This is a genomic window from Paenibacillus sp. N22P23 (assembly GCF_059383735.1).
Map to the genome: position 1 here is coordinate 369,538 of NZ_JBXENT010000002.1, position 23,711 is coordinate 393,248.

Here is a 23,711-nt window from a genome sequence, read left to right on the forward strand (position 1 = left end):
GGCTAGCCTTTGTTTACGGCAAATGTGACTTCCCGGCCGTACAGCACTTGTTCATGCTTCGCGATTGCATCCTCGGAGAATCGCTGCGTAATCTTTCTTGCCGGATTGCCGGCTACGATGGAGTAAGGCTCAACATCTTTCGTCACAACGGATCCCGCTGCCACGATCGCGCCTCTTCCGATCACGATGCCGGATAGCAGAATCGCTCCGAACCCGATCCACACATCATCACCGATCGAAATTTGAATGCCTTTGCCAGGCCCAGCATATTCTTTCTCGCCGATCCACGGCGCCTGTCTGATCGCGCGCCCGACGACGGCGTAATCATGGTCATAACGGCCAATGATGCCAACTTGATTGGCGATCATGACATTATGTCCAATGCTGCCGTCACACTCTAGTGTGCAACGCTTGCCAATGTAGACGTTGTCTCCGATCCGCAGCCGATTTGGTGCCCAGAGGGTCGAACCAAGTCCAATGTGGACATCCTTCCCGAGCTCGACACCGGAGCGCACCGCGTAACGGAACAACCATTTCTGAATCCACTTTTTCCCCGGGAAGGTTAACATACCGCTGCCTCTGCCGTCCGTTCGCCGAGCGCTTGCAGCACTCCCTCTGCGAACCGATCCGCCATTTCCTCAACGGTGTACACATTGCCTGTCTCTAAGCAGCCTTTCACAAGAGAAGTGTACGCCTTATCATTGTGCAGCAGTGCTACGATCTTCTCCGAATACTCCACGACATCCTCGGAATCCTTACAGATAATACCGTTGTAGCCGTCGACCAAATACTCGATTTCCGGACTATGGTAAGGCAGATCTGTAGTTACGATAGGAACGCCTAGAGCGAAGGTATCAAGGACGGCGAGTCCGACTAATCCCGGCATCAAGAACAGCTTCGAGATGGCGAAGTACGGCACTTTATCGGCATCGAACTTAGGTCCGACATAATGAATCCATTCGTATTTCTTGGCGGCTTCCTTCACCACTCCGTCTTCAGCGCCTGCTCCGATGAAGATCATATGGAAGTCAGGCACTTGCTTACGGATATTCAGGCATGCGCCTAATAGGAACGGCAGTCGCTTCTCTTCATACATGCCACCGGCATAGATACATACTTGATTGCTCGTTATGCCCATGTCCTTCTTAAGCTGCTCTAGCTCGTTGTACTTCAGAGTGGCGTTGACATCAGTCAACTGCTTCGTATCAATGGCATTTTGCACAATCGTGATTCGATCATCCGGAAAGCCGATATCGCGAACGACGTCTGCGCTTGTTTTGTTATAGGAGAACCACCAGTGCACACGCTTGGAGAGAAACTTCTTCAGTTTCTCCCCAAACGAGCTGGCCGTATGGCCTTGAAAGTTTTTGCCGTGTCCCCAGAAAGCCATCTTGCGCTTCCCCATGACATGTGTCGCAAACAAGTAGTAGTTGACGAGCAGTTTACTTGCTTGCTCAACGATGACCATGTCCGCGTTTCTCAGATGTTTCACGCATGGCTGCCAATACAGCTCACGGCCGCCGATCCGAATAATGCGGTTCATAATCTTGTGAGCCCAGGGCAGCTCAACCGTATCTTTCTTCGCCGCATCCTTCTTGCCGGGCTGCCCGTAGATCAGTTTCAGCTCTACTCCGTTGCGAATCAGCCGTTCCCTTAACAGTTCGAAGAACTTGCGCCGGTATTGAGGCAGATTCTTATATACGATTGCAACTTGATATTTGGTGTCTTGCATCAGCTTTCATTCCTTCCGGCTGTTTGCATCGCCAACTGCGCATCACGGTAATTAGGTTTCTTCAGCTTAAGCGTCATTATATATTGGGCTTTGCGTCTGACACTGCGGTAAATTCTGCGCACGTACGTTCGAAGTGTCGGTGGGTTCACCGGCTCTTGCAGTGCTTGCCCCCACAGTGACTTTACGATTTCGCGATAGAGCTTGAAGTTAGGCGGAACCCGATATTTCTCCGGCACGGAGAGCAGCACGGTCAGCAGCTTGCGGTTATTGAACGGGCAAAATTCATCGACGGCGATATCTTGCTCTGCCGCATACATCGCCCCCCAATTGCCCATCCGCATCTCCCAGTAGAACAGATCAAAGATATCGAGTTTGGAGCGCTTCGCAATATCCTCTGTTTGCTCCAGCCATTTGGCATAGATGGCCGTTGGATATTCAAGCTTTTTGAATTTGAACACTTTCGCCAGCAATTCAGGCGACACGTTCTTGGCGGTATGATGCGTGTATACGCATTTCTTCGCGATTTCACTGCAGATGCCGCAAATGTTAATGCGATCCTGCAAGTGTTTGTAATGGCGATAGATGATTAATGATTTCGGCAGATGACGAGCCATCGTGACGTTCTTGTTGTAGATGCGCTTGAAGTTGTCATCCATCTCTTCCGTACACTCGTCGACATGATAATCCAATCCGAGCTTCTTCAAGAGCCTGGATGGTACTTTGACGTCAACACTCTCTGTGGATAAATTCGCATGCTTGCCGATGTAGTAGTACACGGATTGTTTCACGTTCTTACTGGCAGCCAGCAATGACCTGCTTTCCCAGCCGGCGGTAACAGGAATCATAATCTTCTTCCGTTTCGCCATCCCTTCGATCGCGCCTCTGAGAAGCACCGATGCTTCGGCTACTGCTTCCTTGATCGACAACGGCTGAAGCGCTTGATAAGGCCAGTAACGATGCGTAGTGACCCCATTTAAATCCAAGTAATGGTTAGGAAGCAGATGGCGAATCCCTTTATAAGGCGAACCGTCGCCTGGCCAGGCGCATTCCTCAGCTGCAAACTGCGGAGAAGCCATGAACTGCTTCATCTGAGGATCGGTATCTTCCGGGATCTGGAGCATCTCCGCCAACCGGTTGGCTTGCGATGCGCACCATATCCCTTCTTCTGTTTCCACGTAATGGATCTGTCTTAAACCACATGGATCGTGGAATAAACGGATTCCACAGTTGTCTTTATGAATAAGGATCCAGCGTCCGCCGTAAGGTTCACTGCGTCTTGTCAGCTCTTCGAAGGAGGATAGATTATCTTGCAGCCTTGCCAATATGCTCTTGTTCGTTTCATTTGGATGATACGGATCAATTATGTAGCCTAGCAGCGTCAACTGGATGCCGTTCTTCAGTTTAGTCTGCTCGATTTGCAAATCCGGATGGACGGATGCATGGCATTCTCCGTCGATTTCTAGCGTCTTCCATCCCGAAAGCACTACCGGCCGCGGGCCAATAATAAATTGTCTGCGATATAATAATTGATCCTCCATAAGCTGCTCCACCGTCTTATCCCCCTTGAATGAATTAAACTGATAAACCGACATAACGATCCAGCAGATTCTTGGTTACCCCTTGCACAATTGGACTGACAGTCCCTCTTGGATCATTTGCTGGATTCGCTAAGCCGAATCCCCAGTAAATCGTTCCGGAGCTGAATACGATCGCCTTACTCCAATGCTCATATATGGTGCTGTTGGATTCATACGTCTTATCGATCAAATTAACGACTTTAGATGAAGATATAATTTCAAGGTTTGGCGGTGTAAACAAATGATCGGCGACGCCATCGAACTCCCAGCCAATTAGCTTAGGTACCTTATCGCCCTTCTTGACCCGAAGGCCGTTAAACAGCCAATGCTCTGGATTACTGACGACCCAATCCTGCGATTCCTTGACCACAGATCCCCAGTTCTGCCCGATAATCAGGTTCTCTGGTTCATCTACTTCCTCCCATGTCGTCGTAAGCAGCTTACGGTTCGAGATGGTATCTTCATTGGCACGATATTTATAGCAGGTTTGAATCCGAGGCTCCTGTGACGATAACAGGGATGGAGAATCCTCGTATCTGCTTTGCCAGTAAATAGAGTTGGCCCCCAGAAACGCCATATGTACACCATTATCTCTAAATTCTTCCAAATATTCACGCATCGGTCTAGAGTAATATTCGTCATGGCCTATAGATAGAAAAGCTTTCGGTTTCCATTTCACGCGCGACAAATGGGTATCGATGTTCGTTACATAACCGATGTCATATCCATGTGACTCCAACCAATAGACCGTTGGGAATTCGATGAATAAGTCCCCAGCTCCGTTATCCTGTTCATAAGGCCGATTGTAGGAGATGGACACCGCATTGTTCTTCGGATCCTTATCATGGTCTATATACTCATGTGTCTCGTTGTCATAATGCCCGTAGTATCCGTGTCCGCCCCAGGCACTGTATGCATGCCAGGTCGATACAGATGCCTGCACCATAAGATCATGCGCCTTCTTGTCATCTCGCACGATAAAAGGAACATAGGTTTCGAAGCCTGCAGCATCCGTCAATTTGGTCAGATAATAGCCGGATACCGCATCCGCAGGGACGGTCCATTGATAGGAAGCGTTCCAACTTAGATCAAGCAGCTTCGTGACGGTATGAGGCTCCGGCAGCCCGTTTCTTCCTGCCTTACTGGACCACCATCCTTGCGCCATACCTTTGAGCCCTTTGGCCTCATGAACCAGCCGGCCTCCCTTGCCCTGGTAATACCCCAGCCTGAACGTTTGCAATTGATAGAGTGTTCCGGCTTTCTTGGTGCTGATCATATAAGCGATCGTTTCTCCTGCGGCGACGCTTGTCGAAGAAACATACCCTTGTATCTCGCCTAATGCAGCCTTCGTGAATTTCCAGGCACTGGTGCCCGGCTTCTTGTTCTCTTCACTGATTAATGTGTTAACAGGTTTAGTAGGAGCTTGCTTGGGAGTTGAAGGTTCGCCATCGTCCAGCAATTTATTCGCATGGGCGATCACATAGTTCAGTCCCGTCAAGCCAAGGAGGGCACCTCCTCCGACACCTGCCATTAATTTAATGAAATCTCTGCGTGTATACGGTTGGTCTTTATCGAACTTCTTGTTTGTCATACTGCCCTCCTATATGACTGCCAAATTAGATGATGAGCTTCTTGCGTTCCTTACTGATTACTTCTTGCTCCTTAAGCAATCCTAAGCCCTCATAATGGAAGCCGATACGCTGCAGTTCGCTCTGGTTCAACACATTTCGGGTATCGAGCATAACTGGCTGTCTCATGCGCTTAGCCGCTTTCAACCAATCAAGCGCTTGATATTCATCCCAGTGCGTCAGCAGAACGACCATATCTGTATCTTCCACTGCTTCGTATGCGGAGCGGCTGAACTCCACCGATAACGTGCTGTTCAGCGTTTTGAACATCTCCATCCCTTGCGGATCGTGCACCTTCACATGTGCGCCAAGCTCGATCAATCTCGCGATGATGAAGGAAGCTTGCGTCTTGCGGGCGTCATCTGTATTCGGTTTAAAAGTAAGTCCCAGAATGCTGACTGTTTTCCCGTGAAGCGTCTTGAGCTGGCGCTGAATTTTCTCGACGACAAAGGTATGCATCCGCTCATTCGACTGCATTGCCGTCTTCACGATGCTCAGCTCGCTTCCGTACTGCTGGCTCGTATGTAGAAACTCTGCCGTATCCTTCGGAAAGCAGCTGCCGCTCCATCCGCTGGATACTTCCAGGAATCGATCTCCGATTCGGGTATCCATTCCCATTCCCTTAGAGACATCCGGTACATTCGCTCCCAAGGCTTCGCATAAGCGGGCAACCTCGTTGATGTAGCTGATTTTCACGGCAAGGAATGCATTGGCTGCATATTTGATCATTTCCGCGCTCTTGGTGTCCGTCTCAAAATATTTAGCACGAGGTGCATCTATCTTATAGTGGAAACTAAAGTGGCTCTTGATTTTGTCATAGCTCTCTCTCGTAATAATGGAATGATAGAGCTGGCGCATTCGCTCTCTGGCCGCCGGATGATTCGTACCGATGACGATGCGATCCGGGAAGAACACATCTTCAAGCGCATAACCTTCTCTTAGAAACTCCGGATTACTGATGACCGTGAAGTTCTGCTCGGCAACCAACCCTGAATCATGTGCGATAATCGAAGAGACGAGGTCCGCCGTTCCAACCGGAACGGTAGATTTATTGACGATCACGCTAAAGCGATCCCGGTTCAACTGCTTCCCGATATTGGAGGCGGCCGCCTTGATATAAGAGAGGTCTACGCTGCCATCCGGCTTAGATGGCGTCCCAACGCCTATGAAAATCACATCCGCGGTGCGTATCGATTCATAGGAAGTGGTAGCAACCAAGGTTTTCCCTACGCAGTAATGAAGAAGCTCGCTTAAACCGGGCTCGTAAATCGGACTCTGTCCCGCGTTCATCATCGCTACCTTCTGCTCATTAATATCGATAACGGTTGTTTTGTGGCCCACGGCGGCGAAAGCAGCTCCCGTAACACTCCCTACATATCCGGATCCGATACATACTATATTCATTTGCATTCTCCCTCTCTATTGTAAGATGAGATTTGAGCGATACACTTCAATTGTGCGGAGCAGACCTTCTCTCAGACTGACAACCGGCTGCCAGCCTAGTAATTGATTCGCCTTATCGATGACAGGTCTACGCACTTTAGGATCATGCTCCGGCAGCGGATGGTGAACGATGGCGCTCTCCGAACCCGTCAATTCCTTCACAAGATGCGCCACCTCGAGAATGGAATATTCAACCGGATTACCGATGTTTATGATTTGTCCTGTAGCTCCTTCGTGCTCCATCATGAGCTGCAGTCCTCGTATGTTGTCATCAACGTAGCAGAACGACCTTGTCTGGGAGCCGTCTCCATACACCGTAATTTCATTGCCTGTCAGCGCTTGATTGACGAAATTCGAAATGACCCGTCCATCATCGTTGCGAAGCCCGGCAGAATAGGTGTTGAAAATCCGTGCTACCTTCACATCCACGCCGTACCTGGAATAATATTCGTAGCACATGACTTCACCCAGCCGCTTCGCTTCATCGTAACAAGCTCTTGGTCCCCAGGTGTTCACATTGCCATTGTAAGTTTCCGATTGGGGATGCTGCTCTGGATCCCCGTAAGCTTCGCTTGTGCTCGCATATACCAGCTTGGCTGACTTGCGTCTTGCAAGCTCCAGCATATGACGCGTACCGATCGTGTTGACATCGATCGTCTCGAAGGGGGCGCTTTGATAGAACTTTGGCGAAGCCGGCGAAGCCAGATGATAGATACCGTGAATCTCTTCGATTTCCCGCTCCAGCCGTTCAACGATTTCATTATCCGTTACATCGACTTCGAGGAATGAGAATGCGTCGTATTGCAAGCAGGCCTTGAGGTTCGTCATTCTTCCTGTCGACAGGTTATCAATACCGATGACCCGGTTCCCTTTATCGAGCAGCTCCTTAGCTAAATGCGAGCCAAGAAACCCGGCAGCGCCTGAAATAACAACATTCATCGTAACCCCTCCGAAATATTTATTTACACCCAGCTGTGTAATCCCCAGCTATTTGTACTCCTGGTATCTCAAACCGCCCATTCCTGCCAACATGCCTACCCCCTGGCTGATGAGCAGTAAGGATTTCGTTATGGCAATGCTTCCGCCAATGATCGCTGCCGGTATCCGAACAATCCCTTGCAGAATCCGGAACATGCCTTTGCACAGGCGCAGCATGGATACCTTCGGGCTGCCGATGATTTCCCTCTCACACTGCACGTAGGTGATTCCGGTCCGATAGGATCGGCGCATGAGCCAGCTGATTTGAAGCCTGTTCGGCGTAACCGGCTCATAAGCAATGGCTTCGTTAGCCCATACGATCCGATAGCCCGCTTTGCGCAGTCGCATGAAGAAGTGGGTATCCTCGCCGCCGGTCAATGCGAACCGTCCGTCAAACCATTGGGGCAGGTTTCGCAGGATGCTCGAACGGAGCAGCACATTGCCGGATGCGGTGAACGGAAGCTCCTGTCCAGTCGGAAATCGTTCCCGATCATAGAACCCGCCTTCTTTGCTCCATTTGGGTGCGTTCACCGGAAACTCCGGCAGCACGGGACCTGCGACTACATCCGCTTGGAAAAGACGCTGTACATGCAGCAGTTCATCCAGCCAGCCCGGTTCCGGTAACTCATCGTCATCGATAAAGGCGATAAACTTACTATCACCGAAAGCTAAGGACATGGCTGTGTTTCTGGCGTAAGAGATTCCCTTCTCACATTCCACATGATGGGTGACCGGCCATGGGAAATCGATTAGCTCCTTTGATAAATAAGCGATACCCCCACCCTCAGGATCATTGTCTACCACAACCACCTTTATTTGCGGCAGTGGGACTTGACGGAATTGTTGTCGTCTCAATCCTTGGAAGAGGCGCATTAATCCATCATTTCGTTTGTAAGTCAGAATACATATCGCTACATCAAACATAAGTGTCCTCCCCTGCTTCACTTCGCCTTAACCCGTCTTAATGCGATTGACAACGATAAGCTGGTCGAGACATAGATGACCCAGAAAAAACTGTTTGGCCGAAGAATAGTGTTCTCCGTCAAGTTGTATAAGAACATGAACATGAAATAGATCAGTGGGCAGAAGCTGATGACAGTACCGGTGTGCCGAATGTAGCTCACCGCTTTCTTGAAGCCTTTGATGATATGTAGAAGGACGAGCACTAGACCGACAACTCCGATATCCAGCCATACATCGAGAAACCCATTATGCGAATGCGGCGGGTCCCACTTCGTGACGAGCCAAACATAAGCGGATTCTCCTTCAAGGCCAAGCCAGAAACCGTTGAATCCATATCCAAGAAGCGGTCTCTTCGAGATCATTTCCCATACAGCCGCCCATAGCTCGGTTCGGCCAGTGAGTGTAATATCTCGATCCATTAAGGTTAGAATGAGTTCTGCATTGCTGAAAATCAGTGCGACTGCCCCGCCAACCAGCAAGAGACCGAACATCCAGTAGAGTACTGCCACGTTTATATTCCAGCGAAACGATTGCAGGAATGGTAATAACATAATCAGCACCAGCATGATGACCAATGCAGTCTTGGATGTGGAGAGCAGCATTAGGCCAAGCGATCCGACTAGACCCGCCCAGATCCACTTTTTCTTCCTCTCCCGATTAAGAAGAAAGATGAAGAACAGCACAGAACTGAAACACATGATTCTTCCTAACTGATTCTTGTGAGCAAGAACGCCTTGCCATGCCGCCCCTCGATCATCGGTCATGATGCCGTATTGGGGAAGGAAGATCCCAAAGAGGAAGCTGAACGCGATAACGAATAGAAAAACACGGCTTATCATGACGAACTGCTGCTTCAAGCTGTAGCTGACCGCCATGTATAGCGCGAAAAGGTTCGTTCCAATCAGCGCGAATGCTCTGCGAAGCGTTACATCCGGAGCTGCCGACCATACGACAGAGCTTATGACTACGAATGTCAACATGAGCAGCAGCTTATCCTGGCGCAAGACGACTAAGAGTACTCGCCATCTTAAGCAGCAGAGCAGAAACGCAAAAGCGTAAATGACAGCCCACAGCTTCTGAATCAGCGGATTGCCGTCTGAGATCGCTTCGCCGGCGCTTCCTTGCAGGAGTGTGAAGAAGGATTGCGTGAACATGAGGATCGCGAACATCATGTAACCATATTCCAGCTTCTTCAGCATTCCGGTAATGAATGCTCTGTGCTGCGCAAACGTCCGTAAGCCAAGTTGAACTGCATAATGGTTCACATCGCTGTCCTCCTGTTCATTTGGATACCGTGCTGCCAAGAGACAGACTTCGTTGATTGAGCACATAGATCGCGGTCCAATAGCAGATTGCAAGCGATATCTCGGTTGCGATCGTGACCACTACCGTTCCTCGCCAGAGGAAGATCGGAATGACGATCAGATTCGCGATGATATTAAGAATTGCGGCCGAAGCCTGTATGCTGGAGCGAATCCCTTGAAAGCCGGCTCCGGTCAGCGTATCTGCAGCGAAACTCTGGATGCTCTTCAGCAGCGGAATGATCGCGAGCCATTTGATCGCGTCAACCGCCATTGCGTAATCGTCCCCCAGTATCCATGGTAGATAAGGTGCCAGTAAATAAACGCCAATACCTGCGACCGCGCTGTAGCTCATCGCCACGGGCAGCAGCTTCCTTGTGAGCGCTAAGCTTCCGGATATCCCTTGCTCCCCTTCGCGAAAGAACCTAGCATAGGTTGCACTCATCAAGGAACGAAGCGGCGTCAGCGTCACATCCATAATTCGACTTGCTGCAGAGAATATACCGGCCGACTGCAAGTCTCCGAATCTCACAAGCATCGTTTTGTTAATATCGTTGTAGATGACAACTGAGGACAAGCTGATCGAGAAGTAGAAGCCTTGTTTGAGCTCGGTGATCAGCTTTCGAAATTCCACTTTCGGAACGCCCAGCTCGCGAATCACGATAATAATGGCAACCAGCATGCAGAGCATCGTACTGATAAAGTAGAGAAAACCCCAAGTTTCAGGTGTCTTTGCCGGTGCCCAAGCTACGAGCGCAATCGCGCCAAGTAATCTTAACGCGCCTAGTGTGACTTGAATTTGTGCCGTGCGCTTCAGCTTCTGATGTGCCTGAAAGGATTGCCCACTGATGTCGAGCACCCTGTACATGATCAGATCCGAAATCGCAATCCAGAAGATCAGCATGGGGTTAACGGAATCCGGCAACACATACCGGGCGGCAATAAAGACGATGCAGGTCAGCAGCACGCCTGAGATGATCGTCATCATAATGGCGTTTCCTAAGTAAGTGCGGAACACCTTCTGATCTCTAGCCACATTCATAACCAGCAGCTCGCCTCGTCCTAAGCTTGAGAAGGGGGCCAATATGGCGACAAGTGAAACGGTTCCGACGAAAATCCCGTATCCGTTCACACCCAGCGTACGAGCAATGATGATGAAATAGGCCGCCTGCAGCACGATTCGAAAACCCTGTCCAGCAAACATCCACAATGTATTCCGAAGCAATTGGCTGTCCTGGAAGCGGTTTTGCATCTATTCCACATCTCCCTAATTTTGTTACTCCCCAGTTAATGGGTATTGCTGCGAAATATCACTCGCACGGTTTGGTAAAGGATTGACAGATCCAGCTTGACGGACACTTGATTGATATACCTGAAGTCATGATGCAAATTGTAATGAATCGGCTGCTTGCGATCCTCGCTGATTTGCCAAAGTCCGGTTAATCCCGGCTTCACGAGAAATCGCTGCTTCTCATACTCGGTATAGCAGGCATCGACTATGGATTTCTGCTCCGGCCTTGGTCCGATGAAGCTCATCTCGCCTCGCAGAATATTAAGCAGCTGCGGCAATTCATCCAAACTCGTCTTTCTTAGCAGCTTCCCGATTGGTGTGATCCTCGGATCAGCGTCGCTCGTTGGCGAGAAGCCCTCCTTCGGAACATCACTGTACATCGTCCGAAATTTATAGATTTGGAACTCCTTGCCGTCTTTACCGACCCGAGGCTGCTTGAAAATCGGAGACCCCGGCGAAGTCCATTTAATGAAGAAATAAATCATGCACAGAAAAGGCAGCAGTACCAGGAACAGCAGGGAAGCTATCAGATAATCCATAGCCACTTTGAAATACGTTTCATATAGTGTCGATTTCACCTGCGTTTCAGACTCGCCGGTAATCGGCAGCATCGATTTCATTACCTGCTCCGCTCCTCTAGCTTCATCTTTTGCTCCGCTTCCTTCAGCAGTCTCATAAGCCCCTTGATTGCCTCTACCGCAACGATGAGGACCAGACAGATGACAAGGCCCAATACGCCGCCAAGCAATACATTCAATACCATGTTGGGACTGACAGGAGCTGCATTCTTGATCGGTACCGCTTCATCCACAATCATCACGTTGTCTAGGTTGACAAACACGCTCACATTCTTGGAGAACGATCGTGCAACCTCATTAATGACTCGAACTGCGCGCTCTTGATTCGTGTCGGTGAAGGTCAGTGTGATGAGAAAGGTTACGTTTGATGTTTTGACCGTTAAATTCTGCAGCACCTTCTCAGGAGTCACGCTATTGTCCAGCCGACGCGATACGTCAATGGCGATCGTACGTGTTTTAATGAGTCCCTCGTAGGTCTTAATCAGCTGCTGGTTACTCATGATACTGTTGTACATATTTTGGGAAGACATATTTTGTGGCTGCACTAGCAAGGTGGACTTTGCCGCATAAGTCGGAACGACGAAATAATTGCTGTACCCCCAGCCTGCGCTTCCGCAAAGCAGTGGAAAGAGGATGAGCAGTACGATCCATCTCTTGAGCAGTTTTAGCACGAAGATCAACTTCTCGTAGAAGCCGATTTGCTTGCCTCGATTTAACTCCTGCGTCGCAGGCAGGTCATCCAATTCCAGCTGATCAAGCTGAGTCAAATCCTTCGCAGAAAGCGATCGTGGAGGATACAAGTCAGTTGTCAGATCAAGCACCCTAGAACTCCTTACTGTTTCGATCACAAACACCACCTAACTTAATTTGACGGAAAGTATACAATTTGTAACATCACTCATAAAACTAATTTACGATACAAATTGTATCATGTCAAGTGATTTAGACAACTATATCCATCTAAAGAATCTCTAAATTCGACGCGTAATTCGGGATGTTTTTTTACAAATTATTAGCTGTTTCTTCATATACAAAATGTAGCATGTTTCAACAAAATAAAGACAAGCCCCCATTCTCCTATCATTGAATGAAGGCCTGTCCTACCCGCGCTGATGCGATTGCCGTTTCCTATCCACCCTGATCAGGGTGGGGCTAATCATTATCTTTAATTTCAATAATGGCTTGGCCGATCTCGCCGATTTTCGCGCCGCCTTTAGGGTTCTTCAGGCGAATGCGGAACTGCTCATTGGCTTCGACTACATTGTCATCCACGATCTTTAATTCGATCTGCTTATGGGTTTCTCCATTCTTGAACGTAACCGTCTCCAGCTGGCCTAAGAAATCCTTATCCTTAGTCGCCGTGATATCACATAGGCAGTAATCTATGGAGATTTGACCGAATTTACCATCTACGCGATCGATGCTTACCGCTGCGTATTTCTGGCCTTCATTTACCGTGTAAGTAGCCTTATGGAGAATCACTTTGCCTCGGTTTATTTTCAAATGAATGCCGCTGCCGGCGAAGACAGCATTCTGTGTAAGCATGATGCTTAAGATAATAAAAAGGATGAAGCTGATACGGCGAAGTTTCCTAGAATTACGTGTGTTAAATCGACTAGTGAGCAAGAGTTTTCCCCCTCTTAATGATACATTTTGTTTACAAAATCAATTATATGTTACTAATTGTATCATTGTCAACTCTTGTATTTACATAAGAAAACAACCCGGATATCTGCTCTCAGACATCCGGGTTAAGACGTATTACGACACCTTTTTGACATGCGCCACAAGCTCATTATGAATCCTCGAACGCTCTTGATCATCCACGATGTAATACCAAACTTTATTCATGGTTTGCCCTTTTCCTTTAACTTCGATCGTAGTCGTCTTGTTGATTAATGGCCGATAATCGGTTACGAAAGTCTTCATTTCGGCGAATGTAATGTTCGTCTTCACACTGTCGCCAAGCTCGCCCAGCAACGACTGCATATGCTTGACATTCGAAATGTTCATCGCGTTCGTCATCACTTCCTGCAGGATGTCGCGCTGTCGTGTGTTGCGACCAAAATCCCCTCGCGGGTCATCATACCGCATGCGGGAATATTTCAGCGCATCCGTCCCATTAAGTGTGAGGTGCCCCTTCTCGAAGCTATGCCCATCATAATCAAAGGCGAACGGATTATCGACCTCAACGCCGCCGATGAGATCGATCAGACGTGCGAAGCCTTCCATATTCACTTTGACATAGTAATCGATCGGATAATCCAAGAACTGCTCTACAGTCTGGATCGCCATTTCCACGCCACCGAACGCGTAGGCATGATTGATTTTGTCCACCGTATGATGAAGGGCGATGTCCGTCCTCGTATCTCGCGGAATATTAAACATGAGGATGGAATGCTTCGCCGGATTGACGCTAAGTAAGATCATCGTATCAGAGCGTCCCCGATCATTCTTCCGCTCATCGACACCTAGAACGAGTACCGTGAACGGGTCCAGTTCTTTCATTTTCACAGGCTCCGGCACCTTCACCTTCTTCACTTCCACGTCCTTACTAATATAGACCGGTTTCACAGGGGCCAGCTCCTCGTACATCTTGGCAGCTGTTTGCTCGGCAGAGTGGTAGAGATACCAGACACTCCCGCCAACAAGCAATAGGATCGTCGCTAATACCGCCCCTGACCAAACAAGTATACGTTTCATTGGACGCTTCATGCCGCAGAACTCCTTTGGATTATCTCACCGAGCCTGATCTCGATACATATTGTAGGATTAGTGCAGAAAGTCTTTATCAGGCGAGGCGATATCGAAATTTAAGATACATATCGTATCATTTATAACATCACTTTACGTTACAATGTGTATCATGTCAATAATATGAGCAGTAGACTTCGTCTCAATCACACACACTTCTCTACAATTTCTTCCCATACCAAACTGATGCGAATATTGTCTTCTTCCACGAGTTCTGAGCCCGTCTGCACCTCAATAAGTTCAAGGTCCGTTGCTGCTCGAAGGCTGTGGCGGCTGCCTTGAGGAATGATGAGCACATCACCTGCACGTACAAGCTGAGCGACTTCATTGAGGATAAACTCCCCTGCTCCTTGAACAATCGTCCATACCTCGCTGCGCTTCAGATGGTATTGGTAACTGAGATTCTGTCCTGCTGTAATACATATGCGCTTAGTCAGCACTTCATTAGACTCTGCGTATTTCACATAATCCACGACCCGGTAATGCCCCCAGCGTCGCTCCTCATACATAGGTCGGCTCAGCTTGTCATTGCCGAGCATTTCCTTGATTCTTGGACTTGCTGCCTTCTCGCTAACGAGAATGCCATCCGGACTGCTGGCTACGACGATATTAGAGAGTCCGATAATCGTCACAGGGATGTCTAGCTCATTGATGAGATGGGTATTAATCGAGTCCTTCGAGACGATGCCTTTACCCACAATGGCACTGCTCATCTCTTCCGTTAACGTGTTCCATGTGCCGAGGTCCCGCCACTCCCCGTCATACGGCGTAACGACGATCTTGACAGCACGCTCTACAACTTGATAATCGAAGCTAATCTTGGGCAGTTTGCTGTACTGCTTCAGCATTTCGTCGTACTGGATTGGGAGATTCATCGTGAGGAGCAAGTTAATGAGGAAATCAAGCCGGAATGCAAAAACCCCGCAATTCCAAAGCGCAGCCTGTTCAATCATCGCTGCCGCTTCTTCAACACGGGGTTTCTCTTGAAATCGGCTTACCGTCTGGTAAGCTGTTTTGCTATAATCAACGGTTGTTTCCGTTGGAATGATATAACCATATTTCTCAGATGGATACGTAGGCTTGACGCCGATCAGTGCCAAATCCGCATCGGAATCTGTCAGGACACCGTCCAGCTGTTTGATCTTACTGAAGAAATTAGACTCCACGTAAGGATCGACCGGCAGTACGGCAATCGTCTCGCTTAGCCTCACTCCTTGAATGGAGTACAAGTAAGTAGCTGCGAGCGCGATGGCCGGAAATGTATCTCGGCGCTCTGGTTCAACAATGAGCGGGACATGTGTTCCCAGCTGACTTTGAAGCACTTCAACCTGTGGTTTGCTTGTTGCTATGTATGAATGCTGATCGAGACTAGCTTCCTGGATTTGTCTCCAAACCCGCTGCACCATGGACTCCGATTCAACGCCTGGTCCCTCTAGCACCTTTAGAAACTGTTTGGATCTCGAATCGTTGGATAACGGCCATAGCCGCTTGCCTGATCCGCCGGATAGTAAGACGAGTTTCATGGTTTGCAACTCCTTTTAAACTTAAAGACCATTTTAGTTTTATTATTAAACTACTTTAGTTCTCCTTAAGCTGCTTTTTTTGCGTTACTTCATTAATAGCTCTATTTATTCTTTCAACAAATTTTGCTTCATCAAAGCTTTCAGCATGTTTCCTTATTTGTGCGGGATCCCATGAGTAGCTTCTAAACTCCATCAATGTGCTCATCAATCCTTCAATGGTTTGATTATCAAAAAAAAGTCCATTTATTCTAGGAATAACTGTATCTAATGTTCCTCCGCCTTTAAAAGCTATTACCGGTCGTCCGCAGGCATTTACCTCTAATGGTGTTATTCCGAAATCCTCAAGTCCTGGAAATATCAAGGCCTTACATCTTTGCATATACTCTCTAACATCTTGATCTGAAAGTCTACCTTTAAAAGTTATAGTTGATCCAGCAATTGACTCTAATCGTTTGCGATCCGGGCCATGGCCAATTATTATTAGACGACTCTTTAATCTGTTTGCTGCTTCAATTGCTATATCTATTTTTTTATAAGATACGAGACGAGATACAATTAGATAATAGTCCCCAGGTTCCTCAAAATTCAATGAGAACCTGTTTATCTCGACAGGAGGATACACTATTTCCGCTTCTCTATCATAACAATCTTGAATTCTATCTTTAACTATGCTTGAGTTAGCAATGATACGATCCACTTTTTTAGATGTATTAATATCCCATTTTTTAAGTGGCACTATGATCAATTTAACAATTTCTTTTAGAATTCGAGGGATGTTCACAGCATCCATATAGGTGTTAAAATCCCAAACAAATCTCATAGGAGTATGACAATAACATATGTGAACCGCATTTCTTGGTTTCTTCAATCCTTTAGCATATGCGCTACTTGAACTAATAATTAAATTGTAATTTTCCAAACTGTGTGATCTTATTGCAAATGGGTAAAGCCAAAAAAAAAGCTTGAAATTTCTTAATATACCAGGAATTTTTTGCATCCACGTAACTCTTATATCAGCATCCTGTAACTCGTTTAAAAGTTTCTGCTTGTCTAAAATTGTTGTATAAATTGGAGCCTCAGGGAACATTTTATGCAGCACACTGACTACTCTTTCTGCGCCTCCCATTTGGTTTAAGTAATCATGAACGATTGCTACTCTCATAGGTTACTTCTCCTTGATTCTCAATTTTAATGTTGAAGTAATGTGAGAAATAATTAATTAGAATGCATCTTTAGAACCTATCAAAACTTTAATAGTTTTGATTATGATTTTTAGATCTAACCAAATACTTCTACGCCAGATATACTCTAAATCCAACTCTACCATTTGAGAAAAACTCAGTTCATTACGACCGCTTATTTGCCATAAGCCTGTACAACCTGGTAATACGGTTAATCGCTTCTTATCGTGCTTTGTATACTCATTCACTTCTCTTGGTAGTGGTGGTCTCGGGCCAACCAGTGACATATCACCTTTTAGTACATTGAATAGTTGAGGTAGCTCATCTACGCTTGTTTTCCGTAGAAAGCTTCCAACTCTGGTAATTCTGGGATCCTTCTTCATTTTAAACATTGCACCATCTATCTCATTTTTGCTTAGTAATTCAATTAATAATTCTTCAGCGTTGGTTACCATAGAACGAAACTTATACATTTGGAATGCCTTTTCTTTTATACCTACACGTGTCTGACTAAAAAAAATCGGGCCTCTAGGTTCCTCAATTTTCATGAATATAACAATGAGTATAAAAATCGGTACTAATAAAAAAATCCCGATTGTAGATGCAGTAATATCAATAAATCTTTTGATAAATAAGTATAGAAACTTACTACTTGTCTTTTTCTCTCGCATATCATCCGGGTAGTACCCGGAGGTATTTGTAGCAATCTCTACATCATTATGGCGTGAAGGAATCATTATCAAACACCTCTACTGCTCGAATTAGAAATGCATTGTTAAATCTAACTTCCCTAAAAACTCCATATAGTCTAAAACCCATGCTGCGCGTTCTTACATTTAGTTCCGTAAAGTGTGCAGCTTAAATTTTTATAATTGATATCAGGCATTGAACCCTACCTCACGTCACACCCTTGACGATTTACGTCTAAGGCAATTAACCCACAGCATGACCGAGTGCCTCCAGTGATATAGGTTCAGGAGACATTACCTGTAGAACGGTTCTACCACTTATTTCGCTCACCGTAGTAATAATAATTGTAATACCCTTCAGCACTGTTGCGGTTGATGTTATTTAAGACAACTCCAATTATTCTTGCCTTAACTACCTCTAGACTTGCTTTGGCTTTCAGTGCAGCTGCCTTCTTAACCTTCCCTGAATCAATAACTAGGATGACACCGTCACATTGTGCAGCAACGATTTGCGCGTCGGTTACCGCGAGGACTGGCGGTGTGTCAATAATAATAATGTCAAATTGATGCTTCAATTCCTCCAGCAGCATCGCCATACGCCTAGATTCCAGAATCTCAGAAGGATTGGGTGGTACTGGTCCGGAAGGAAGAACACTTAGGTTCATCACAGTTGTCGGGATCAATACATCTTCCAGCCCGTGCTGATGACTTAACAATGAAGTCAGTCCAATCCTATTCGACAATCCAAATATATGATGCTGTGTTGGTTTCCTTAAGTCCGCATCGATGAGCAGTACCTTCTTGTTCGATTGCGCATAAGTAACAGCCAGGTTTGAGGATGTCGTACTCTTCCCTTCGCTCATCTTGCTAGAGGTCACCATAATCGTTTTCAGTTTCGCGTCCAAATTCGAGAATTCGATATTTGTCCTAAGAATCTTGTACGCCTCAGAGATAGGGGATTTCGGATAACTCTCTGTAATTAATTGGTACTCATGTGTCGAGCGTGACATTTTTCTCACCTCTTATTGTGGCTTTAGCTTGCTTCTTTCTAAGTAAAGCTTTGTCTGCTGCTTTCATTCGCGGTATTAGTGTTAAGGTCGACATGCCAAGCAGTTCCGCGACATCGTTTTCTGACTTCACCGTATCGTCCAAATAATCGACTAAGAAGGCAAGCCCCAGTCCAATCATGAGTGACAAGATTAAACTGATTGCGATGTTCAAGCTTGGCTTCGGAGAAACTGGATCTGGATTCTCATTCGGATCGGCTTCGTTTAAAATATTCACATTATCTATCTTCATTAAAGTTGGAATTTCTTTTTGAAATACCTTAGCAACCGCATTAACAATCTCCGTTGCTTTTTTGTAAGACTGATCCGTTACTGTAACTGACATCACCTGCGTATCATTAACGGTAGTAACGCTAATCTTTTCAATTAACTCTTTCTCGGTTAGCTTAATACTGGGAAATTGCATGACGACCTTGCTCATAATTCGGGGGGTCTTAATAATTTCTTTGTAGGTCTTAACCAGTTGAATATTGGTGTTGATTGTACTTAAGTCCATGATTTTATTTAACGTGGCATCTTCGATATTCTGGTTCACGATCAGCTTCGTCGATGCTTCATACTTCTTATCCATCACGTAATAGGAATACAGTCCAGTCGTTGTTCCACTGACGATGATCAACAATAAAATCATCCAAATATTCCTTCTAATAATTGCCCAATAGTGTTTGAGTTCCAATTCGTCTCCTCCGTTTGCAATATATTCCATTAATGCTGTTGTTCCAATTATTAGTTCTTTCGCCCCCCTCTTTACTTATTTATAAGGATGATTTGACTAATATCCATATACGGACGACTTACTTCCTTTAAATCTTTTAAGACTTTTTACAATAAATGATCAATTAATTAGAAAAGAGTGTTACATAATGAGTATTTGGTATGATACAAAATGTATCCTTTTATTAGCCTAACTTTACGATACGATACGTTACGTGTCAATATTATTTTTCAATTTACGCCTTCTTTTGGAAGTTTTTTACTCCTGAAATGTATTTGTAAGGTTTTTGTTAAATACTGTAATTAAACTCAATGGTGGGAGAATGCTATCCACAGGTGCTCGCTGTTGTATTACTGGAACACCAATCGGGGATATTGTATTTTCATCTTCTTCTTCAGACTTGATTCAAGAGGTAATATAACGGTCAAAAAAAAAAAAAAAAAAATAAAGCCACAGTCGCAAAGACTGTGGCTTTTATCGTTGACTATTATTGTTGAAGTGGGGGTAAGTCTGTAGGCCATTTCGTAAGATCAATTCCAAGCTGCTCCATAATGGTGCGGACATCGAGCTCTATTGCGGCTGACGGTGCCTTTGCTTCTTTATGCTGATCTTCAGTTTTTTTCATACCCAGGCTCCTACTCCCTCTATTTATAATGAACCTTACGCTTTCTGTCCGAACATAAACTGCTTCACCAACCACTCCATTCAAAATAACCTCTCCTTTATTATATTCTCTCTCTAGTCTGTACCCTTGTCTTAACTCATTATATCCAAACACTTCCAAAAAGTATGTCGAAAGGCGCGGGCCCATCCTCACTTTTATATTGTTATTTTGTCGATTATTAGTAATTTAGTCCGAGGTGTGGGAACTATGCTTACATTGTGTAAGCGCCTACTCGTCTGAGGCATATTCGTCATGAGCGGGCTTCAAAAATCAACCAATACTTCACGTAAGTGAAGTGAAATGTACGTCAAAATGTTAGTTGTAACTCTGGCTAAGTAGATCTCCCATCTTCTAAGAAAAAACCCTCTATTAAGTGTATTTTCGACATTCTTAAGAAGCCGGCGCAATTACGCCAGCTACTGGTTAGATCAATACATGCGCTGATAACCCCCCCTTTAAACACTTTTATGATGCACTGAACAAGGTTAATGACTATCGATAAGCGCAGAGTCAGTTCAATAATTAGATTGCTACCAACTAGCTGGAAGCAATTTTCTTTCGCCACCATTCCAACGTTTCTTCTAAACTTTCATGAAATTTCCTCTTCGGCTTCCATCCTGTGACTTGGTTCAATTTTAGAGCAGAGCCAATAAATATAGGAACATCAGATGGCCTAAGTTTAGCATGATCGATTTCAATTTTGATTGAAACAGTAGATTTATCTAAATAATACTTTAATATCTCATCGATGGATTTAGGCACCCCGGAGCACACATTATAGACCCCGGTATGGATCTCATTTTCTATTAATAACACATAAGCATCCACTACATCCCTTACATCTGTAAAGTCTCTTATGGCACTTAGATCCCCAACTTTTAGAGTTGGGGGAAGGGACTTATTCTCTATCCGTGCAACCTGGGAAGCAAAATCACTGATAACATATCCTTCATCCTGACCAGGACCAAAATGATTAAACGGCCTAACATGAATGACATTCAATTGATTTTCTTTAGCTCTTTGAAGTGCAACTTGACCTGCTATCAGTTTACTTCCGGCATAGGGGTTTTGTGGAAAGCATCCGACTTCTTCATGAAGTGGCTCTCCATTTTTTCCAGCATGGCCGTATTCTTCACTAGAACCAACTGTAATTACTTTAGCATTAGGTACGTATTCCAAAACGGAGTCTATAAGTACCATAGTACCTCCAACATTTAAGTCCAACGTATATTGAGGGTTTTTCCAAGATTTTTTCACCATACTCTGAGCAGCCAAATGTATAATTACATCTGGTTGTATTTTTTTGATAGTATTATTTAACTCCGTTTTATCGGTGAGATCGAATACCACATTAGTTACTGGAGGATGAAATGCAGATTTAAAATCACGCATACAAGCAAAGACTCGGTGCTCTCTAATTAATAATTCAGCTACTAAGTGTTTACCAACAAATCCACTTGCTCCAGTTATTAGTATACGGATGATAATGCAACCTCTTTCCTTACTCTCTCCATGTCCACGTCAACCATTGTGGTGATTAGTTCTTCTAATGTTGTTTTTGCTTCCCAGCCAAGTTTATTTTTAGCTTTTTGGGGGTTACCTAACAATATATCTACTTCTGCAGGTCTATAGAACTTTGGATCAATGACTACATAATCCTCGTAGTGTAATCCAACGTGATTAAAAGAAATTCTACACATATCTCTTACTGTTGTAGTATGCCCTGTTGCAACTACATAATCGTCTGCTTCTTCTTGTTGAAGCATTAACCACATAGCTTCGACGTAATCACCTGCAAAGCCCCAGTCTCTCTTGACATCTATATTACCTAAATGAAGTTTATCTTGTCTTCCTAGTTTGATTCTTGCCACTGCATCCGTAACTTTTCTAGTGACAAACTCTATGCCACGTAACGGAGATTCATGATTGAATAAAATGCCGCTGCAAGCGTACATACCATAGCTCTCTCTGTAATTCACAGTAATCCAATGGCCATATAACTTTGCTACACCATATGGACTTCTTGGGTAAAATGGTGTCGTTTCTGACTGCATTGATTCTTGAATTAATCCAAACATTTCACTTGTTGATGCTTGGTAGTATCTAACGCTGGGGTCAGTCAATCGAATAGCCTCTAGTATATTAACAACTCCTACAGCGGTAACCTGTGCAGTTAGAATCGGTTGCTCCCATGAGGTTCCAACAAAACTCTGTGCACCTAAGTTGTAAATCTCGGATGGATTTGCAATTTTTATTGCTCTAATTAATGATGATACATCAGCCAAATCTCCTTCAATTAATTCGACTTGTTGTTCAATGCCTAAATACTCCAACCTCCATGTTGTACTAGTACTTCGACGAGCAATAATTCCATAAACTTTATACCCTTTGCTCAGCAATAATTTAGCTAGGTATGCCCCATCCTGACCAGTAATTCCAGTAATAATGGCTGATTTCATAGCTCGTCACTCCTATAATTTATTTTTAAACTACTATTTTTTAGCCTGTATCGTTCTACCATTCTTGACCCAATAATCATTGAAATAATTAATAGCCCTACCGATGAATAGATAATGGTATTTGTCATACATGCAACCAACATCGCGCAGAACGTACTTTTTCGAAGATTATTAGAAAGATATAGTAGAATCAATATCGCTCCAACTATCCCAAAATTATAGAATATTCTTAAAAATTCATTATGAAACGAAAAGGAGTATACACCATTTTTTGTGAATTGTTCAAAATATTTAATGAATCCTAACATCTCGTAAGAAGTGTTGTCACTCATAAACGTGAAATTTTTAAGCGGTACACCTATACCATACCCAAGTAAGTAATTAATTGGCTTGAAGTTTTCTTTCGTATAATGGATAACCGCCGTAAAAATTCGAACCCTATCAATGTCATAAAAACCTCCGTTAAAAAGTGCTCTCCCACGATAATTAAATGCATACCAATATGAAACGCTCAAACCGATTATCAGTGGAAAAATTTTCTTCCAAACGGAAATCCTCATTTCTAAAAGCACTACTATAAAGAAAACCAACACTCCACTACTACTACCAAGTAGTAGCACATCAGCAAAAACGATAATCTTCCATAATAAGTTTGTCTCTGCAAACAAATAACTAAGTAAGAGTGATAAACATACAGATAAATAGATACTATGCTGCATGAAACCTGTATAACGGAATGAACCATAAAAAACTAAACCAAACAACACTGTAAACATGATGATAATAGCCATAAATTGAAAGAATTTATTAAGTACTATTTTGGGATCCGTGTTCTTTAACATCATGAAAATTAAAGTTGGAAAAATGAATACAAGTAGTATTTTTAGTTCAGACGTAAAATAGAACAACGAAATTATAGAAATTTTATTGAGAAATAAGGCCAGTGAAATAATTAAGGTATAAAAAAAGCTTAAAGTAATTGTATTCATTTTTTTATCAAGGTTTAGTACTAATACAACAATCGAAATTCCTCCCAATATAACTACTTGGGCAGATTGAGAAATAATATTAATAATCAAATATAATATAATTAACAAGACAGTAGCTTTTGTTTGCTTATCCGTTAGAATCTGCAAATAATAAACCTTCTCTCTTATATAAAGAATAC

Annotated in this window: 22 protein-coding genes; all 22 read right to left on the reverse strand. The window is 44.7% G+C overall.

The features are described 5' to 3' along the window. Positions 1-2 precede the first annotated feature (2 nt). Positions 3-569: an acyltransferase gene (locus AC506A_RS12470; RefSeq protein ID WP_495461316.1), complete on the reverse strand. Its 567-nt coding sequence runs from the start codon at positions 567-569 to the stop codon at positions 3-5. Then, positions 563-1,732 (reverse strand): glycosyltransferase family 4 protein, encoded by a 1,170-nt coding sequence (locus tag AC506A_RS12475; RefSeq protein ID WP_495461317.1) that lies wholly within the window; start codon positions 1,730-1,732, stop codon positions 563-565. The genes AC506A_RS12470 and AC506A_RS12475 overlap by 7 nt, the downstream gene beginning before the upstream one ends. Beyond that, positions 1,732-3,282, reverse strand: a complete 1,551-nt coding sequence (locus AC506A_RS12480) for a class II glutamine amidotransferase domain-containing protein (protein WP_495461318.1) — start codon at positions 3,280-3,282, stop codon at positions 1,732-1,734. Before AC506A_RS12480 ends, AC506A_RS12475 begins: the two co-directional genes overlap by 1 nt. A gap of 22 nt (positions 3,283-3,304) precedes the next feature. Then, complete coding sequence (locus AC506A_RS12485) at positions 3,305-4,900, reverse strand: N,N-dimethylformamidase beta subunit family domain-containing protein (RefSeq protein ID WP_495461319.1); 1,596 nt, start codon at positions 4,898-4,900, stop codon at positions 3,305-3,307. Between the two features lie 25 nt (positions 4,901-4,925). After that, a complete protein-coding gene (locus AC506A_RS12490; protein WP_495461320.1) occupies positions 4,926-6,341 on the reverse strand; it encodes a UDP-glucose dehydrogenase family protein in 1,416 nt (471 codons plus the stop codon). Positions 6,342-6,356: 15 nt separating this feature from the next. Continuing rightward, the gene (locus AC506A_RS12495; RefSeq protein WP_495461321.1) at positions 6,357-7,319 is read right to left on the reverse strand and encodes an NAD-dependent epimerase/dehydratase family protein; all 963 of its coding nucleotides are present in this window, start codon (positions 7,317-7,319) and stop codon (positions 6,357-6,359) included. A 48-nt stretch (positions 7,320-7,367) separates the two neighbouring features. Beyond that, entirely contained in the window at positions 7,368-8,282 is a 915-nt protein-coding gene (locus AC506A_RS12500; RefSeq protein ID WP_495461322.1) for a glycosyltransferase family 2 protein, read from the reverse strand. Between the two features lie 17 nt (positions 8,283-8,299). After that, a complete protein-coding gene (locus AC506A_RS12505; protein WP_495461323.1) occupies positions 8,300-9,586 on the reverse strand; it encodes an O-antigen ligase family protein in 1,287 nt (428 codons plus the stop codon). Between the two features lie 16 nt (positions 9,587-9,602). Beyond that, positions 9,603-10,874 carry an oligosaccharide flippase family protein gene (locus tag AC506A_RS12510; RefSeq protein WP_495461324.1) on the reverse strand — a complete coding sequence of 424 codons (1,272 nt, stop codon included), beginning with the start codon at positions 10,872-10,874 and terminating at the stop codon, positions 9,603-9,605. Positions 10,875-10,909: 35 nt separating this feature from the next. Continuing rightward, positions 10,910-11,533, reverse strand: coding sequence for a sugar transferase (locus AC506A_RS12515; RefSeq protein ID WP_495461325.1), 624 nt, complete (start codon positions 11,531-11,533; stop codon positions 10,910-10,912). Beyond that, positions 11,533-12,312, reverse strand: a complete 780-nt coding sequence (locus AC506A_RS12520) for a YveK family protein (protein ID WP_495461326.1) — start codon at positions 12,310-12,312, stop codon at positions 11,533-11,535. The genes AC506A_RS12515 and AC506A_RS12520 overlap by 1 nt, the downstream gene beginning before the upstream one ends. Before the next feature lie 331 nt (positions 12,313-12,643). Continuing rightward, complete coding sequence (locus AC506A_RS12525) at positions 12,644-13,117, reverse strand: Calx-beta domain-containing protein (protein WP_495461327.1); 474 nt, start codon at positions 13,115-13,117, stop codon at positions 12,644-12,646. A 135-nt stretch (positions 13,118-13,252) separates the two neighbouring features. Then, positions 13,253-14,206: an LCP family glycopolymer transferase gene (locus tag AC506A_RS12530; protein ID WP_495461328.1), complete on the reverse strand. Its 954-nt coding sequence runs from the start codon at positions 14,204-14,206 to the stop codon at positions 13,253-13,255. 185 nt (positions 14,207-14,391) lie between these two features. Further along, positions 14,392-15,768, reverse strand: a complete 1,377-nt coding sequence (locus AC506A_RS12535) for a sugar phosphate nucleotidyltransferase (protein ID WP_495461329.1) — start codon at positions 15,766-15,768, stop codon at positions 14,392-14,394. 55 nt (positions 15,769-15,823) lie between these two features. Continuing rightward, positions 15,824-16,930 (reverse strand): glycosyltransferase, encoded by a 1,107-nt coding sequence (locus tag AC506A_RS12540; RefSeq protein ID WP_495461330.1) that lies wholly within the window; start codon positions 16,928-16,930, stop codon positions 15,824-15,826. Between the two features lie 57 nt (positions 16,931-16,987). Next, the gene (locus AC506A_RS12545) at positions 16,988-17,686 is read right to left on the reverse strand and encodes a sugar transferase (RefSeq protein WP_495461331.1); all 699 of its coding nucleotides are present in this window, start codon (positions 17,684-17,686) and stop codon (positions 16,988-16,990) included. A gap of 263 nt (positions 17,687-17,949) precedes the next feature. Beyond that, a complete protein-coding gene (locus AC506A_RS12550) occupies positions 17,950-18,648 on the reverse strand; it encodes a CpsD/CapB family tyrosine-protein kinase (RefSeq protein WP_495461332.1) in 699 nt (232 codons plus the stop codon). Next, complete coding sequence (locus AC506A_RS12555) at positions 18,629-19,381, reverse strand: YveK family protein (RefSeq protein ID WP_495461333.1); 753 nt, start codon at positions 19,379-19,381, stop codon at positions 18,629-18,631. Before AC506A_RS12555 ends, AC506A_RS12550 begins: the two co-directional genes overlap by 20 nt. A 526-nt stretch (positions 19,382-19,907) precedes the next feature. Further along, the gene (locus tag AC506A_RS12560) at positions 19,908-20,045 is read right to left on the reverse strand and encodes a hypothetical protein (protein WP_495461334.1); all 138 of its coding nucleotides are present in this window, start codon (positions 20,043-20,045) and stop codon (positions 19,908-19,910) included. 576 nt (positions 20,046-20,621) lie between these two features. Next, complete coding sequence (locus AC506A_RS12565; protein ID WP_495461891.1) at positions 20,622-21,572, reverse strand: GDP-mannose 4,6-dehydratase; 951 nt, start codon at positions 21,570-21,572, stop codon at positions 20,622-20,624. Continuing rightward, positions 21,554-22,543, reverse strand: a complete 990-nt coding sequence (gene gmd / locus AC506A_RS12570; protein ID WP_495461335.1) for a GDP-mannose 4,6-dehydratase — start codon at positions 22,541-22,543, stop codon at positions 21,554-21,556. The genes AC506A_RS12565 and gmd overlap by 19 nt, the downstream gene beginning before the upstream one ends. Beyond that, on the reverse strand, positions 22,540-23,679 hold the full coding sequence (locus tag AC506A_RS12575; protein WP_495461336.1) for a hypothetical protein: 1,140 nt from the start codon (positions 23,677-23,679) through the stop codon (positions 22,540-22,542). The genes gmd and AC506A_RS12575 overlap by 4 nt, the downstream gene beginning before the upstream one ends. Positions 23,680-23,711: the final 32 nt, after the last annotated feature.

Bases quoted from the DNA above. Each gene is read 5' to 3' on its own strand.
- AC506A_RS12530 (WP_495461328.1), bottom strand. From the start codon at position 14,206: ATGAAGCGTCCAATGAAACGTATACTTGTTTGGTCAGGGGCGGTATTA.
- AC506A_RS12485 (WP_495461319.1), bottom strand. From the start codon at position 4,900: ATGACAAACAAGAAGTTCGATAAAGACCAACCGTATACACGCAGAGAT.
- AC506A_RS12535 (WP_495461329.1), bottom strand. From the start codon at position 15,768: ATGAAACTCGTCTTACTATCCGGCGGATCAGGCAAGCGGCTATGGCCG.
- AC506A_RS12550 (WP_495461332.1), bottom strand. From the start codon at position 18,648: ATGTCACGCTCGACACATGAGTACCAATTAATTACAGAGAGTTATCCG.
- AC506A_RS12490 (WP_495461320.1), bottom strand. From the start codon at position 6,341: ATGAATATAGTATGTATCGGATCCGGATATGTAGGGAGTGTTACGGGA.
- AC506A_RS12470 (WP_495461316.1), bottom strand. From the start codon at position 569: ATGTTAACCTTCCCGGGGAAAAAGTGGATTCAGAAATGGTTGTTCCGT.
- AC506A_RS12495 (WP_495461321.1), bottom strand. From the start codon at position 7,319: ATGAATGTTGTTATTTCAGGCGCTGCCGGGTTTCTTGGCTCGCATTTA.
- AC506A_RS12515 (WP_495461325.1), bottom strand. From the start codon at position 11,533: ATGAAATCGATGCTGCCGATTACCGGCGAGTCTGAAACGCAGGTGAAA.
- gmd (WP_495461335.1), bottom strand. From the start codon at position 22,543: ATGAAATCAGCCATTATTACTGGAATTACTGGTCAGGATGGGGCATAC.
- AC506A_RS12560 (WP_495461334.1), bottom strand. From the start codon at position 20,045: ATGAAAAAAACTGAAGATCAGCATAAAGAAGCAAAGGCACCGTCAGCC.
- AC506A_RS12500 (WP_495461322.1), bottom strand. From the start codon at position 8,282: ATGTTTGATGTAGCGATATGTATTCTGACTTACAAACGAAATGATGGA.
- AC506A_RS12545 (WP_495461331.1), bottom strand. From the start codon at position 17,686: ATGATTCCTTCACGCCATAATGATGTAGAGATTGCTACAAATACCTCC.
- AC506A_RS12510 (WP_495461324.1), bottom strand. From the start codon at position 10,874: ATGCAAAACCGCTTCCAGGACAGCCAATTGCTTCGGAATACATTGTGG.
- AC506A_RS12540 (WP_495461330.1), bottom strand. From the start codon at position 16,930: ATGAGAGTAGCAATCGTTCATGATTACTTAAACCAAATGGGAGGCGCA.
- AC506A_RS12475 (WP_495461317.1), bottom strand. From the start codon at position 1,732: ATGCAAGACACCAAATATCAAGTTGCAATCGTATATAAGAATCTGCCT.